The organism is Secundilactobacillus similis DSM 23365 = JCM 2765 (assembly GCF_001311075.1).
GTDB lineage: Bacteria > Bacillota > Bacilli > Lactobacillales > Lactobacillaceae > Secundilactobacillus > Secundilactobacillus similis.
In genome coordinates, this window is record NZ_BBAD01000009.1 from 1 (window position 1) to 14,470 (window position 14,470).

The following is a 14,470-nucleotide window of genomic DNA, read 5'->3' on the forward strand; positions in this document are numbered from 1 at the left end:
AACTAAGTGAAATTTCACGGCTGAGCACAATTTTCTGACCGACCTCTTGTTTGCGGGTTTTCGGCAGCAAGACCGCACTCCCGAAAATTTATCATGAAGGCCAAACTGTCACACGCTGACAATTGATAACATCTCAGTAAACGTTAAATGATAACGTTACAGCATTGCTGCACAGTCCATTCAAGCACATTAAGTCAACGTTCAGAATAGATCGACATCTTGTCCGTCACGATGACGAGACATCGACTGCTAATCAACTTTAGCGTTTGTCGACGCAACGTCAGTCATTGTGATACTGTCGCAAGCCGTTCAGTTAAGCACTTGAGATGATCTGCAATAGCGCCGAATTACGCAATGTGAGATGCAGGTAGGCGACTAGGTGGATGCTGTGTCGCGATAATTTGGTGGTTGTTGGTGCTCTTCCAACAACCGCCAATTATCGGGGACGAAGTTAAGACTCGCGTGGGTTTTGGCGAGGCTTAACTTCGAGGTCTGAGACCGCCCTTCGGCTCAGACCGGCCCCACAGCAGGAACCTAGTCGCCTACCGAAATCGCCAGTCCACGCAAATCACCACACTTCACAAACTGAACAGAAGAATGCTTACGCTGGACACAAGCGTAAACAAAAACAGCACCAACACAAAAACGTGCTGATGCTGTTGAAGTTAAATTTCCAAGTAATCTGAGATTTGATCGATATTGATGTCATCAACGGCGGAAACCGCGAAGATTGGTTTGGCGCCGGCGTCTTTTAGGCGAGCTGAGACGGTATCGATATCGGCTTGGGTAGCTAAGTCGGTCTTGGTGACGATGCCGATCGTGTCGCAGCTAAACATGGTACTGAAGCCGGTGGGTAAGATGACCCGTGAATCGGTGGCGCTTTGCATCAGAACGATGACTTCAGCGCCCATGGCGGTGGTCATGAGGTTGGAGTACATATAGCGGTGCTCCACGTATTCGCCGGGGGTGTCGATGATGTTGTCGTAGTACTCGATAGTTTGGGTCTTATCGTAGTGAATGGCGTTATCGTTGAGACGTTGGATCAACGTTGTTTTACCACAACCGATGGCGCCGATGAACATTGCTTTTTTCATGGGGAACCTCCAATGAATCGAATAAGATATTAGTTCCATTATACCAAGATTAAGCGCTCACAACAGCGTTCTGACTCAATCTTTCTGACCAAATGACCACAATAAAACGCGTCCCAAGATAGTGACCATCTTAGGGCGCGTTTTAAATACGATTTTATTGAAATTTAGTAGCCATTAACCGCAAAATACCAGTGAACCGTGTCGCCAGCTTTGACTTTCTTGCTGTCGGCGGCGGTTTCGATGAATTTGCCATTAACGTTATACTTCCAGCCACTCCCCACTTTAATGTCGTTTTCGGTTAAGCCGTTGATGGTCTTCACGTAGACGTGAGGCATCTGGGTATAACTGATTTTGAGTTTGGTTGCCTTCAGGAGTGAGAACACCGTGGTTTTACTCGTGACCGGTAACTTGTGGGCGTAGAAGGTTTTCTTGTTGCCGGTGACCTTAACGTAGACGGTCCGCTTAGGGGCTGTCGTTTTGGCCTTGGTTGTCCGTTTGGCCTTTGGTTTGGTGACTGGGGCTACTCGGCTACTTTTGGTGGTCGTGTGCGCCTCCGTTACTGATTCTTTTTGGGTTGATTTCGTCAATGATTTGATACTGTCGGCGCTGGCAGTAGTGGTCGACGATTCAGCAGCTGAGGTGGCTGTTGTGGCCGCTGACGACGAACTTTCAGCTTTTTCGGCAGTTCGGGTTTGACTTGAGGCAGATGACTGACTCGATTCACTCTGGGATTTGGCGACTTGATGGGTTTCGGGTTTAGTTTCACTGTGTGAAGACACGACCTGTTGAACACCCAGCGCGAGTCCCAGTGTGGCGATGATCGCCAAGAGGATCCCAACGATTTTATTCAATGTAAACACTCCTTAAGCAGTGACTAGTTTGATGATTATAGGGTATAGATCGAGTGTTTTTGTTGTGCCTTTTGGTAGGCTGCGGTTGCCAAGTTCACTTGACCAACTCCGAGTAATTGACTAGTAGCGCCCTTAACAGAACCGGTTGAGCGGACGTAGCTGAGCATTGACTTAAGCGCAGTGGTTGATTGACCGGATTTGGCAGCGCCGTTCACGTACTTCAAGGTGTTGAGTTTCGTTGAAAATGCCGTGATGGCTTGAGCGGTTGAGTTGGCGTTCAAGTAAGTTTTACCGCCGTAACTGAAGCCGTAAGCCCCGTTTTTAGCAACGGATTGACGTAGGTAACTTTGGCCCTTGGTGATGGCTGAAGTGACGGCCTTGCTGGATGACTTACTCCGAGCGAGCGCAATCACCGCAACGCCGGTGGTATCACTATCGACACTCTTAACGTCGTTGTTGTAGGCCCAACCGTTGTTGCTGAGTTGGCTCTTTGCGATGGTTGACGCGAGGCTGGTCTTGGAGAACTTAGCCTTAGCTGGTCGCTTGTAAGCTGAACTAGTTGATAAGGCAATCAGGGCTTGGCTCTGCACGTTGACGGTTTGGTGGGTCATCGATTGCTTGTAGAGGGTCGACACGAGGTTGACGCTCTTCTTAGCACCGGCGGGTTTGAAACTTTGAGGGTTCAAACCAACCGCCTTCAACGCAACGATGGCCGTTGACAGTGTTGCCGGAGTGGACTTACCGTTGATGACCAGGTTAGCCTTGATTCGGCTCAGATCAGTTTTGGTGAAGTGGTAACCGTGACCGCGAAGGCCTAGCAACAGGTCAGAGTAACCAGCAGCGGCTCCTGTTTCGGGATATGCTGATTTACTAAAGATCGTACTTGTTTTACCAGATAAAGCGGTCTTGTTCTTCGCTAACATTTTCTTAGCGTACTTGTAGTTAGCAGCAATGGTCTTCTTTTGAAGGCTGCTGCTGGCGGTACTAATGCTACTTGCTGAAGCGGTTGTTGCGGGCAGGTAGCTGCCGAGGGCCATAACCCCAATGAGTGATAGCGTGGCGAATCGGTGTCCCTTGTGCATCATAAGTAATCCATCCTTTTTAGTCATTTAGTGGCCTTACTAGCAATCTAGGCAGTAGTTTGCTTTCATGAAAAGTAAGTCCTTTCAGTAGTATAACATTAAACTGCGGGTTGGCGAAACTAGTAACGGGCTATCTTAATCAAACTGTCATGAGCCGTTAAGGTCGGGGGTTAACAAAAAAATAGGTCAAAGTGGATGGGGTGAATTGTAGTGAATTATTTTCTGAAAATTGTAATAAATTAATGGCGTTAACAATCAGGTTTAACCATCGAAATCACAGGTGTACAATAGAAGGCATCAAACGAGTTGGAGGTCCACCAATGGACGACTTATGGCACCAAATTCAGCAGGCATCATCTCAGGAACCTAAAACACCGGATCAGCAATTTCTCAAATTAATGGAAGAAGTTGGGGAAGCCAGTCAGGCGTATTTATCCAGCCAAAAGGCCTCTGGTGCGGATTACAAGCAATTAACAGTCGCGAATACCCAAGAAGAGTTGGTTGATGTGTTGTTAGTCACCTATGCGTTGCTGCAGAAATTAGGTACGAGTGATGAAACGTTAACCACGCTTCTGCGCACTAAGACCGCCAAGTGGTTAAGCAAACAAACTCATTCAACGGACTGAGTGGGTTGCTGCGGTTGTAAGTGTTGATCATATTGACGCGCTTGTGGGAATAGGTAAGTGATCAGACCGCAAATCAGGGTGCCCACTCCGGCGATAATGAACAGTTTCTCAACACCGATTGCATCCGCTAAGGGACCCGCAAAAATTAAGCCAACTGGTCCGGTTAGACTGAGTAGGGCATTGATAATCCCCATAATGCGACCAAGTTGCTGTGGGGGATAACTTTGTTGGATCATGGCCATTAACAGGGTGTTGAAGAACGGCGTTGCGATGCCGGCCAGTACGTTGAGGGCAACGAACCAGTAGAAGCCGGTCTGGTTGCCAGGCAGTAAACCGCTGGCCCCAATGGTGATACCAATGACAACGTACGCCAGTAGCACTAATTTAATCCGATCAGACCACTTACCAAAGAGGCTGATTAGCGCGCCACCAGTCAACATACCGCCTGCGTAAACCATTTCGATCAAGCCAGCTTGGCCAACTGTGCCATGAAAGTAGCCCATGGTCATCAGTGGGTACAGACTAGCGGCTGGCATGAACAGGAGCGTGAACAGGGCGCCAATGATCGTAATTGCCCAGAGTCCGCGATTTTTAATGAGTTGCTGAAGGCCGAGCTTTGTATCTGAGAGGACGTGCACTTGTTCGATAGCGTGAGTAATGGTGGGAATGTGAACGACCATCAAGAGCGCAACGCCAATGATAGCGCCCAAAACGTCTAACAGAATCAGCCATGGCAGAGGCAACACGGCAAACAGAAACGCGCCCAGTGCTGGCGAGATGATCATATTGGCAGATTGGACCATCAAGCTGACCATTGGCGCGGGTGAGTTGGTCGTCGGGGACCATGATGGGTAGAATTGATTGAATCGTGGGCATTTGGAACGTCTGGGCAACTGAACGCACCAGTAACGCCGCAAAGATGAGCCAGATGGGCAGTTGGTGAAAGAAGGTGCCGGAGGTGAAGAGCAGAATGGCAAATGCCGCTGCGACTAAATCAGGAACAATCAAGAGCGCCTTCTTGTTAAAACGGTCAACTAACGGCCCAATAAACGGACTCAGTAGCACCATCGGAGCATCCCAAGCAGCGTTGCCATGCTGAGAATCGTAGCTGAACCCGTTTGCTTGGTGAGGTACCAGATGATGGCGTACTGAACAGTCATACTGGTGATACCAGAACAGAACTGACCCGTTAAAAAGAGGCCGAGGTTGCGTTGCCAGTGTTGGGGAATGGGTGTCATAGGGAAACCTCCGTAGCTGTGACTTAGGCAAACAAAAGGCCATCCTGCGTGGGGTGGCCTTTTGTTGTATCACTGTAAAATTGGTTTGAACGGGTTCCTGCAAGTTCCCGTTACCTGTTATCTTGCGAAGGAGAGACAATTGTGAAAATGGCTAGATTAAACGTTAATTTATGAAATCGCTTACAAGATAACTTGGTTTTAATTATAACCGTCCCGTTTTGATTTGTGAACCCCAAATTGGCACTTTTTTTCGACGAACGTGATTTTTTTGTAGGCGAGGCGTGTCAAAATACATTGTTTGGCAAAATGACACTAATTCTGGTTCTTGAGGCAGGTTAGTTGCCATGTAATCAAAGGTTACTTAGCGCCAATAACCATTAAATTGTGCTAGTTTGGTGGCGAGTTGGTGAATTTTTGAAAAATTGAAATCGGGCTCGCAAAATTTTGACATTTCGATGATGACTTTATATATTGGAAGAGATAGTTACTGGGAATAATTTTTGAAGGCACCGGTGACTTGGAATTCTAGAGATTGAGGGAACAATTAATATGACAACGGATGATCGTTACTACCAGCCCCAAAACGCCAAGGATGCGTTGCGCTACATCGAAGGGCTGTTTAACCAGTACGCCCAAGCGCCATTAACGATGGAACTAGTTGCTTACCACCAAAAGTTGGTCAAGCAACTGCAAGAAGACATCTTGCCAACGGCGCAAGCGGCGGGGCAAAAGGTCCAGGTGGAAAATACGCAACAGATGATCCAAACCATGCAATCGTGGTTGCGAATCCGAATGAGCGGCCAACCGTTTGCGGGGAAGATGCATCACTTTAAGTTCGAAGCGGATAACGCCAAGCCGAAGTTCAAGCGCCACGTCATCAAGGGCCGTCGAAGTGGCGGTGGCCACCGGTCAACGCGACACTAGAAACGGCGGTGTAACCGAAAAGGAAACGCTTAACAAACCAATCGAGAAGTGTTATCCTACTACTTGTATCGGGTCCTTAGCTCAGTTGGGAGAGCGCCTGCTTCGCATGTAGGAGGTCGACGGTTCAAGTCCGTTAGGATCCAGAGTGGGAAATAGCGCGGTTAGATCCCAGAATATAAGCAAAGAAAGCAACGACTTGCCGATTTTTGGCAAGTCGTTGCTTTCTTTGCTTATATGGCCGGGATCTGCGCTATTTCCCACGTTTCGGCGTGGCAGCCAAAAAGCAGTTAACTCACCAAACTTCACTAGAGATAAGTTAATCAGCATCAAAAAGTCAAAACCGAGCCGAAACAAACGTAGCCAGAGAGCGCCAAAGCATGCAGTAAAGGACAAGGCGGTGTGCTTTACTTATATGGCCGGAGTCTGAGTTTTGGCCCACGTTTCGGCGTGGCAGCCAAAAAGCAGTTAATTCACCAAACGTAGCCAAAACGGTAGCCACGTCCCAACACCCAACGCCTACCACCCCCATAATGTTCCTACTTGACTACCCCACCACCAAAGCGTACATTTAAACGTTGTTAAAGAAAATTGTGCGGTTAATAAGGAGGAACATCGTGGCGGAAAAAAGTTATTTGGCAGACCCACACGTTCAAAAGCACCGGTGGTTGATTTTAGCGGCCGTTGGGCTGTTTACGTTTATGTCAACGCTGGATGGGAGCATTGTTAATATTGCGTTGCCCGTGATCAGTAAGGATCTAAAAGTCCCAATGAATCAGGCGGAATGGGTGGTTTCCATTTACCTGATCGTGATTTGTGCGTTATTGCTATTGTTCGGAAAACTAGGGGATTCCCTAGGGAAAATTAAGATTTTTCGCATCGGAACAGTTTTATTTATTATCGGATCACTTTTCGCGGGCTTTAATGGGAGCTTTCCCATGTTACTGGCGGCACGGGTCGTTCAAGCGTTAGGGGCGTCGATGACCATGTCAACGAACAACGGGATCATTACAGAAATTTTTCCGTTTAATGAACGCGGTCGAGCACTTGGGATGATTGGTTCCTTCGTGGCGCTGGGGTCGATTGCCGGTCCCGGTATCGGTGGCATCGTCCTCGCTCATTTAAGCTGGGGCTACATTTTCTGGCTGAACGTGCCAATTGGAATCGTGACGATTATCGTTGGGCAACTGATTTTGCCGAAGGATATTACGATGTCACACGATCATATCGACCGAACGGGAGCGGTGACCATGGCATTGCTGATGGTGTCGTTGTTTACGGGCATCTTCTTGGGGCAAGAGGTTGGCTTTACTAATCCAGCCATTTTAGCCCTGTTCGCGGTGGCGTTGATTGTCAGCGTCATCTTCGTTCGAACGGAGAACCGGCAAGCCAAGCCATTATTATCGTTTAGTTTATTTAAGAATAAACAATTCTCACTGAGTTTACTGTGTGGCTTCCTAATTTTCGTCACGAACTTCTTCTTCAACGTGATCTCACCGTTTTACTTGGAAAATGCTCGGGAGCTCAAACCCAACGTGGCCGGCTACATCCTGATGATTTTCCCAATTGTTCAAGTCATCGTGGCGCCGATTGCAGGGTCGTTATCCGATCGTATCGGACCTGAATTGATCACCTTCGTTGGCTTAGTGTTGATTTTGCTCAGCCAAATTGGCTACATGCTGACAGACTTGGGCACGCCGCTTTGGCTATTCACCGCCAACATCGGGTTAGTTGGGTTTGGGAACGGGATTTTCCAAGCGCCAAACAACACCATTGTGATGAACGCGGTAGCGCCAAAGGACTTAGGGATTGCCGGTGGCATGAACGCGTTAGCTCGAAACCTCGGGATGGTGATTGGGATTTCCAGTGCCACGACGGTTTTGTTCTCGGCAATGAGTTATAATAAGGGACAACACGTGACCACGTACCTTGCGGGGCAGCCCGAAGTCTTTATTTACGGCATGCACGTGTCATTTTTAATTTCGATTCTGATTTGTGCGGTGGCAACGGCAATTACCGGCTACCGTTTAATTACGCGACACTAGAAAGGACGACTTTGATGACCTACAAAACGCTACTTTTCGACATTGACGATACTTTGTTAGATTTTCAGGCGGCTGAAAAGCAGGCCCTCGTTTCGCTGTTTGAGCACCTTAAATTACCACTGAGTGCTGAAAATTACGCCTACTACCATGAACTCAATGCCCATTTGTGGCAACAATTTGAGCGTGGCCAGATCACAAAACCGGAGCTATTGGTACGCCGATTCTCAGGACTGTTCGAACACATGGGCAATACGGAACTGGACGGTGGTGAAGTCGAACTGCAGTACCGCCACTATTTGTCACTAGGTCACCAGCAGATGCCAAATGCCACCAAGTTATTGGCCAATTTGAGCCAGCAACACCAACTGTACGTGGTCACCAACGGCGTAGCCAAAACGCAGGAACGTCGCTTGAGCGAGGCTGACTTTAACCGCTACTTCCAGCAAGTCTTCATTTCGGAACAAATCGGTGCGCAGAAGCCGGAACCGGCTTTCTTTGAACACGTTGCGGGGGCCATTGAGGATTTCGATAAGGACAAAGCACTGGTTATCGGTGATTCACTGTCATCGGATATTAAGGGGGCCAACGGTTTCGGGTTAGACTCAGTTTGGTTTAATCCGACGCATAAGGCCAACGATGGTGTGGCGAAACCAACCTATGAAATTGACCAGTTGTTAGAATTGGAGTCAATCGTTGCTTAAACATAAGCGCTATTAAAAAACTAGCAGTCATTGCCATCATTGGCGTGACTGCTAGTTTTTAGGTTCAACTACTTCTTACGCGATTTAAATAACGATTTGACCCACCCAAACAGCGGGCCCCAGTTCATAATGCCCCCAGAACTCGGCGGAACTTTCACGTCGACTTTGATCTCCGGAAGACTGTGGTGGGGCTTGTTTTGATCCTTTGGCATGAGATTGCCACCTCCTTTTCACGGCTTGTTTAGTTTATTTTAACCTAAAATCAGCGCAAAGCGATTAAAATAAAAGCATTAACTCACCAAACGGAGGAAAACACTTGAAAACGATTTTAGCGATTCATACTGGCGGGACGATTTCAATGTCGCAAAACGAGCAGGGCGAAGTGGTACCAAATACAGAAAATCCGATTGCCAAGGAGGCGACGATTCTAAACGGGCGGGTCAACTTGCTGACGGATGAACTGTTTAACCTACCTTCACCGCACGTGACGCCCAGTGTCATGTTACAACTGAAGGAACGCATTGATGAAGCTGAAGCCAACGGTGTCGATGGGGTGGTCATCACCCACGGGACCGATACGTTGGAGGAAACGGCCTACTTCTTAGATTTAACTCTGCCAAGCACGATTCCAGTTGTGTTAACGGGAGCGATGCGGTCGTCTAATGAAGTTGGTTCGGATGGCCTGTATAACTTCCAGAGTGCGATTATGGTTGCTGCGACCGACGAATCACGTGGTAAGGGTGCTTTGGTCGTCATGAATGATGAGATTCATACGGCGCGGTACGTCACGAAGACGCATACGACTAACGTAGCCACGTTCCGGACGCCAACCTTTGGCCCAATTGGGGTCGTGGCGAAGGGCAAGGCCCAGTATTTCCAAGAACTGATTCGACAAGCCACTTGTCCAATCGACCACGTGGTGGACCACGTTTTCTTGATCAAGGCTTACGCTGGCATGACCGGTGAATTGTTTGATGCTTTAGCGGAACAACCAACGCAAGGGTTAGTGATCGAAGGGTTAGGTGCGGGTAACTTACCGCCACAAACGATTCCGGCTGTGCAACGCTTGTTGGATCAAAATGTGCCCATTGTGTTAGTGTCGCGCTGTTATAACGGTGTGGCCCAAGACATCTACGACTACGAGGGTGGCGGCATTGAATTAACAAAAATGGGCTTAATTTTATGTCAGGGATTGAACGGACAGAAGGCACGGATTAAACTGTTAGTAGGGTTAAGTAACGGGATGACCGGTGCTGAATTAAGACAGTTTGTGAGCAACGCAATTTCTTAAAGGGGTTGCGCCAAATTTTGCGCTTAAGCGGGTCTGACTGTTACACAGTTGTAATCAAATTATGGTATCATGGCTGTTTAGAATACCGGATGAAAGGGTGGCATGTGAATGAATTCAATCGTCAGCGACCTACGATATGCATTGCAGCGTAAGGCGCTCGTGAATGTCTATCAGGTAAAGCAAGACATCGTGTATACGGGGTACGTCGCCATTATCGACGATCAGGGGATCATTCTCACCACGTTCGATGATAGTGGCATTGAGGATGGGGCCGTGTACCTCACCTTTGGGGTCATTGAATTTGTCGAGTTCGATAGTAGTGATTTGGACAGTATGCAGTTTCGAATTGAAAACGCTACGGATGAACATTTCGTGACGTACGGGCAGATGGTATCAGCCTTTGATACCAAGCGGCCACTGATTCGCCAAGTGTTAGAGAACTCGATGGTTGACGAAAGTGCTGTGATGGTACTGGATGCGGATGACCAGTCACTCAACGAGGGTCAGGTCGTTCGGATCTCAGGCGATGACTTTGACTTTCGGATCTTTAATAAGTTTGACTTAGGCGATCGACCGAAGAAGCACTTTACCTTTGATCAGGTTGGCCTGGTCGAATTTGAAGGCAAGGAGTTAACGCTGCAGACGGTGTCCATGGCGTTTTTTGATACCATGACGTCGGTCCCAACGAAGCGCATCAGTAGTTTGACCGGTATCACGGAAATCTTGCATCAGGCGCAGGAAACGCAACAGTTGTTGTCGTTTAATCCGGTTGCTGATGAGGGAATGTTCTTTGTCGGCACGGTCAACACGATTACGGATGAGAACGTGATGATCAACCTAGTTGACATGACTGGTCAGTTCGGTGGTTATTGGCTGGTACGGCTAAATGCCATTGCACAGGTCACCACCCAATCGGACTACCTTGAAGTGATGCAGATGTACATCTCCATCGACCAACGCTTAGGGGTCACGAAACAACCGGGCTTGAACGATGAACGGTTGTTTGATGCCACCACGGATCTGTTCCAAACGGTGTTGGCGCAGGCCACAAAGTTCCACCGCGTGATTCGGTTGCAACTCAAGGATGATCAGGTTGTTGTCGGGTATTTAAGCAAACTCGGCGACAAGCAAGTGATCTTCCACCAAGTTGAACAGGGGACCGTTATCGATCCGCTGGGCACGCTAATTAAAATATCGGAAATCGACGAGGTCGCGTTTGACTACCTAGATGCGATGTTGATCGAAAAACAACTTCGCAATCAGGGCGAATTATAAGGGGCGAGTGTCGTGTACGAAAAGTGGGACAAGTTACCAAAGTGGTTGAAGGATACGGTTCAAGTGGTGCTCATGATGGGCATTTTGTTAATTGCGTATGACTTAGTGATGCCACAATTGACGCATCAGGGGTATTCGATCAACACGATGGTCTCGTTTGCGTTTCAGATGCTCTTTGGCTTCTTAGCAGTGGGCATCTACAACTACTTTAAGGCTAAGTCAAAGGCGAAGGAACTCGCTCGGAAGGCTGAAATCGCTCGAATCGAACGGGTAAAGAAGGAACAACAGGCGCGGCAACATGAAGAAAATGCCTCGCGGAATGCTGGTAAACAGCCAGTGAATAAATAAATCGAAAAAGCCCCGATACCAATCTGAATGACTGGTACCAGGGCTTTTTTAGTTGTCATTAACGCTTAAATTAACCGTTCACTTTTCCAGCAAAGCTTGGCATGAAGTAGCTACTGATGGTTTCAACTTCAACGTTGTCACCGGGTTTTGGTGCAGCAACAAATTGATTGTTGCCGATGTAGATGGCAACGTGGTAAGTTGCACCTTGACTGCCCCAGAAAAGGAGGTCGCCAGGTTGCGCTTGAGAAACGGCTTCCTTAGTGACTTTACCTTCTTGGGTGACGGTGTAGTGACCGAGACTAATGTTGGCCGCGTGACGGTAAACGTAGTCGGTTAACCCTGAGCAGTCCATCCCGCTCAATGATTCGCCACCCCAAACGTAAGGGATATTTTGGGTCGCCAGTTGTTTGGCTAAGGCAACAACGGCCTTGGCTTGGCTGGTGCTAGCAGTGGTGTTTGCGTTAGTTGTTGTGCTAGTCGTTGCATCGCTCGTTGAACTAGCCGAGCTAGTTGATGCGCTTGTTGCAGTGGTCGTAGTTGCTGAACTGGTTGTGGTGGTGTCGTTTTCAACGGCATCGTGAGCGGCCTGGGTTTCAGCTTGGTTTGGTAAGGCCTGAATCGTTGTGCTATCAGTTGTTGCGGCCGAAGCAGTAACAACGGTCGTGCCGAAGACGGCAGTGGTAGCGGCTAAAACGAGTAGGGTTTTAGTTAATTTCAAATGAACACCTCATTTTCGAATTTTTGAAAGGCGTGATCGCCATCACACGCTCTCCAAGTCTATACCAATAGCATAACCGCTCAACATCACAAATTGATGACAGGCAAGTTGAAATGTGATAACAATTCCCAAAAACAATGCTAGAATAGAGACAAGAACCTGAATTAGTTTAGCTTTAAGTCTATTAAGTGGAGGGAAATTTTATGAGTCAAGAGATGAGCGATATTGCAGAAAAGATTATCAACTATCAACGGAAACATAATTTGACGGATACTGAACTGGCTTTAAATCTTCACATTACGGTTGAACGGTTGCACAATATCAAGTCGATGGAAGCCCAACCAACGACGGAAGAAACGGCTAATTTAACGCATTTTATTGGGCAGAGTGTCAAATAAAGCGGTTAAACCCCAGAATATAAGTAAAGCACGCAATGACTTGCCGGGTTTTGGCAAGTCATTGCGTGCTTTACTTATATGGCCGGGGTTTGCTTTATTTGACACGTTTCGGCGTGGAAGCCAGAAGGCAGTTAAATAACCAAACTTCACAAAGAAATATGAACCCCAAGAAGGCAAAATTCACCCAGCGCCGAAAACAACGTAATAGCAAAGCGCGTCGCCAGTAGCACAAAGTAATATCTGGGATTCTGACCTTTGTTGCGCTTATATGGCCGGGGTTTGCTTTATCTGACAAACGCGCCCCAACCACCTCGCTATCTAGGTCAGCTTTGAACTATCAACTTTTCTCATAACCACCTAGACCACTACTAAGCCTCACCAACCGCCTGCTTAAACGCCTCCCAAGTCGGCTCATCCCAACACACTATCGTCACATCCAACGGCGCATCAAAGCTCCGAATCGCATCAATCGCAATCTGAGTCGCTGCTGGCAACGGATATCGGTAAACGCCAGTACTGATTGACGGAAAAGCAACGGTGTGACAATCATGAGCAACGGCTTGTTTTAAACTGTTTACATAACTACTGCGTAACAGCTTCGCTTCCTCAAATGAACCATCACGCCAGATAGGACCGGGCGTGTGAATGATGTATTTAACGGGCAAATTAAACCCTGGCGTTGTTTTGGCTTCACCAGTTGGACAACCACCGAGTTTGCGACAGGCGATATCGAGTTCTGGACCCGCCGCCCGGTGAATTGCGCCGTCAACGCCGCCACCACCAAGTAGGCCGGTATTCGCGGCGTTAACGATGGCGTCACCGTGGAACTGCGTGATATCACCATGAACGATTTTTAAGTACGCCATATTAATCACTCCTTTGGTTGTTTGCGCGACCACCAATGACGCTTTTTCGGCTTCGCATCATCGGTTAAGCCACGGCGCTTTTTATCATCGGCCCAACGATCCATGCCAACCCGCATGGGTTCATGGCTAGGTCCGAGATATTGAGCGGCTTTTTTTCAGGGGTTTCATCGGTTAACTTCTTGTCGGAATCGGGCATTTTACGGATTCTCCTTTGAAAAATACGGTATAATGGTTGTAAAGCGTATTTGTATAATTGCGAGATTTTGTGATGGCTCGCATACCTTGATACAATAGCTTTTCTACTCGTAATCATTTTACTACAACGTTCTTAAATAATCTGTAATGGCATTCAAAAGGGCATTCAATTTCACCACATATTGAACTACAAATTCACCGGTGGGCGGTGGGGTGTGAGCTAGTTAACGCTAGCTCTTTTTATTTGCCCTGAGACATAAAAAAACGGCCGCTGCGAGAGCGAACCGTTTAGCCTGATTGATGACTTCAACCAGCTTGATGAATGATCGTGCTGTAATTGTACCACACTGGCGGTAGCTATGCGCCATACAGTACGCCGGGGTGATACCAGTTCATGAAGTCGGCATCTCGTTCTAGCTGGCAGCCTAGTTTCTTCACAGCATGGTATTTAATTCGATTGTAGGCGGTTAGGCTTAGGCCCATCCGTTCACTGGCGTTCTTTGCACTCAGGCGCTGCACGTAACCAAATTTGATAGTATCTAGCTCTTGTTGGTCGAGAGCTTGTAAGGCATGTTCCATGATGACGTTGAAGCGAATGGCGGGGCCGTCATAGGATGATGGGAGTTCCCGGCCCTGTTGTCGCCAGTCGGCACCGAAAGCGGCCAGCATTAGCGCAAGGTGGTAGTCATACATAATCGTTTTAAACGTCTTCGTTTGCATTTACTCACCCGCCTACATAAAATAACCGGCTACCTTGTGTGGTAGCCAGCTATCGTTAAATTGTACGCTAACAAAGCCAATCTAAATTAATTGTATTTGTT

14 protein-coding genes, 1 tRNA gene and 1 pseudogene are annotated in these 14,470 nt (G+C 47.8%); 9 read left to right on the plus strand and 7 right to left on the minus strand.

The features are described 5' to 3' along the window. Positions 1-665 precede the first annotated feature (665 nt). The 3 genes from JCM2765_RS03115 to JCM2765_RS03125 all read right to left on the minus strand — a co-directional run bounded on the left by JCM2765_RS03115 (position 666) and on the right by JCM2765_RS03125 (position 3,027). Positions 666-1,094: a EutP/PduV family microcompartment system protein gene (locus JCM2765_RS03115; RefSeq protein WP_054733605.1), complete on the minus strand. Its 429-nt coding sequence runs from the start codon at positions 1,092-1,094 to the stop codon at positions 666-668. Positions 1,095-1,258: 164 nt separating this feature from the next. Further along, positions 1,259-1,945, minus strand: a complete 687-nt coding sequence (locus JCM2765_RS03120; protein WP_054733609.1) for a DUF4430 domain-containing protein — start codon at positions 1,943-1,945, stop codon at positions 1,259-1,261. A gap of 35 nt (positions 1,946-1,980) precedes the next feature. Continuing rightward, on the minus strand, positions 1,981-3,027 hold the full coding sequence (locus tag JCM2765_RS03125; protein ID WP_156301659.1) for a fucose-binding lectin II: 1,047 nt from the start codon (positions 3,025-3,027) through the stop codon (positions 1,981-1,983). A 320-nt stretch (positions 3,028-3,347) separates the two neighbouring features. Here JCM2765_RS03125 and JCM2765_RS03130 point away from each other — a divergent pair, with 320 nt between their 5' ends. Further along, a complete protein-coding gene (locus JCM2765_RS03130; RefSeq protein WP_054733614.1) occupies positions 3,348-3,653 on the plus strand; it encodes a MazG-like family protein in 306 nt (101 codons plus the stop codon). Here JCM2765_RS03130 and JCM2765_RS03135 read toward each other — a convergent pair. Continuing rightward, positions 3,638-4,891: pseudogene (locus JCM2765_RS03135) on the minus strand (MFS transporter). The gene JCM2765_RS03130 and the pseudogene JCM2765_RS03135 sit on opposite strands and share 16 nt — an antisense overlap. Positions 4,892-5,440: 549 nt before the next feature. Between JCM2765_RS03135 and JCM2765_RS03145 the strand changes: the two are divergent. The 7 genes from JCM2765_RS03145 to JCM2765_RS03180 all read left to right on the plus strand — a co-directional run bounded on the left by JCM2765_RS03145 (position 5,441) and on the right by JCM2765_RS03180 (position 11,472). Beyond that, positions 5,441-5,815 (plus strand): hypothetical protein, encoded by a 375-nt coding sequence (locus JCM2765_RS03145; RefSeq protein WP_054733617.1) that lies wholly within the window; start codon positions 5,441-5,443, stop codon positions 5,813-5,815. A 70-nt stretch (positions 5,816-5,885) separates the two neighbouring features. Further along, positions 5,886-5,958 (plus strand) — tRNA-Ala (locus JCM2765_RS03150). Between the two features lie 471 nt (positions 5,959-6,429). After that, positions 6,430-7,857, plus strand: coding sequence for an MFS transporter (locus JCM2765_RS03160; RefSeq protein ID WP_054733625.1), 1,428 nt, complete (start codon positions 6,430-6,432; stop codon positions 7,855-7,857). Positions 7,858-7,871: 14 nt separating this feature from the next. Further along, on the plus strand, positions 7,872-8,558 hold the full coding sequence (locus JCM2765_RS03165; RefSeq protein WP_054733629.1) for a YjjG family noncanonical pyrimidine nucleotidase: 687 nt from the start codon (positions 7,872-7,874) through the stop codon (positions 8,556-8,558). A gap of 316 nt (positions 8,559-8,874) precedes the next feature. Beyond that, a complete protein-coding gene (locus JCM2765_RS03170; protein WP_054733632.1) occupies positions 8,875-9,849 on the plus strand; it encodes an asparaginase in 975 nt (324 codons plus the stop codon). 108 nt (positions 9,850-9,957) lie between these two features. Then, on the plus strand, positions 9,958-11,124 hold the full coding sequence (locus tag JCM2765_RS03175; RefSeq protein ID WP_054733635.1) for a hypothetical protein: 1,167 nt from the start codon (positions 9,958-9,960) through the stop codon (positions 11,122-11,124). Between the two features lie 12 nt (positions 11,125-11,136). After that, positions 11,137-11,472 (plus strand): hypothetical protein, encoded by a 336-nt coding sequence (locus tag JCM2765_RS03180; protein WP_054733638.1) that lies wholly within the window; start codon positions 11,137-11,139, stop codon positions 11,470-11,472. 70 nt (positions 11,473-11,542) lie between these two features. Here JCM2765_RS03180 and JCM2765_RS03185 read toward each other — a convergent pair whose 3' ends face one another. Next, positions 11,543-12,190: a C40 family peptidase gene (locus JCM2765_RS03185; protein ID WP_054733642.1), complete on the minus strand. Its 648-nt coding sequence runs from the start codon at positions 12,188-12,190 to the stop codon at positions 11,543-11,545. Between the two features lie 203 nt (positions 12,191-12,393). On the opposite strand from JCM2765_RS03185, the gene JCM2765_RS03190 reads away from it, so the two are divergent. Beyond that, complete coding sequence (locus tag JCM2765_RS03190; protein ID WP_173585537.1) at positions 12,394-12,588, plus strand: LBP_cg2779 family protein; 195 nt, start codon at positions 12,394-12,396, stop codon at positions 12,586-12,588. A 368-nt stretch (positions 12,589-12,956) separates the two neighbouring features. Here JCM2765_RS03190 and JCM2765_RS03195 read toward each other — a convergent pair whose 3' ends face one another. Together JCM2765_RS03195 and JCM2765_RS03200 are read right to left on the minus strand one after the other, a co-directional pair. Next, positions 12,957-13,454 (minus strand): O-acetyl-ADP-ribose deacetylase, encoded by a 498-nt coding sequence (locus tag JCM2765_RS03195; RefSeq protein WP_054733649.1) that lies wholly within the window; start codon positions 13,452-13,454, stop codon positions 12,957-12,959. A 552-nt stretch (positions 13,455-14,006) separates the two neighbouring features. After that, positions 14,007-14,369, minus strand: coding sequence for a hypothetical protein (locus JCM2765_RS03200; protein WP_054733652.1), 363 nt, complete (start codon positions 14,367-14,369; stop codon positions 14,007-14,009). Between the last annotated feature and the right edge of the window lie 101 nt (positions 14,370-14,470).

Excerpts from the sequence above, each read along its gene's own strand:
- JCM2765_RS03115 (WP_054733605.1), bottom strand. The coding sequence starts at position 1,094 with ATGAAAAAAGCAATGTTCATCGGCGCCATCGGTTGTGGTAAAACAACG.
- JCM2765_RS03125 (WP_156301659.1), bottom strand. The coding sequence starts at position 3,027 with ATGCACAAGGGACACCGATTCGCCACGCTATCACTCATTGGGGTTATG.
- JCM2765_RS03130 (WP_054733614.1), top strand. The coding sequence starts at position 3,348 with ATGGACGACTTATGGCACCAAATTCAGCAGGCATCATCTCAGGAACCT.
- JCM2765_RS03145 (WP_054733617.1), top strand. The coding sequence starts at position 5,441 with ATGACAACGGATGATCGTTACTACCAGCCCCAAAACGCCAAGGATGCG.
- JCM2765_RS03165 (WP_054733629.1), top strand. The coding sequence starts at position 7,872 with ATGACCTACAAAACGCTACTTTTCGACATTGACGATACTTTGTTAGAT.
- JCM2765_RS03175 (WP_054733635.1), top strand. The coding sequence starts at position 9,958 with ATGAATTCAATCGTCAGCGACCTACGATATGCATTGCAGCGTAAGGCG.
- JCM2765_RS03190 (WP_173585537.1), top strand. The coding sequence starts at position 12,394 with ATGAGTCAAGAGATGAGCGATATTGCAGAAAAGATTATCAACTATCAA.
- JCM2765_RS03195 (WP_054733649.1), bottom strand. The coding sequence starts at position 13,454 with ATGGCGTACTTAAAAATCGTTCATGGTGATATCACGCAGTTCCACGGT.
- JCM2765_RS03200 (WP_054733652.1), bottom strand. The coding sequence starts at position 14,369 with ATGCAAACGAAGACGTTTAAAACGATTATGTATGACTACCACCTTGCG.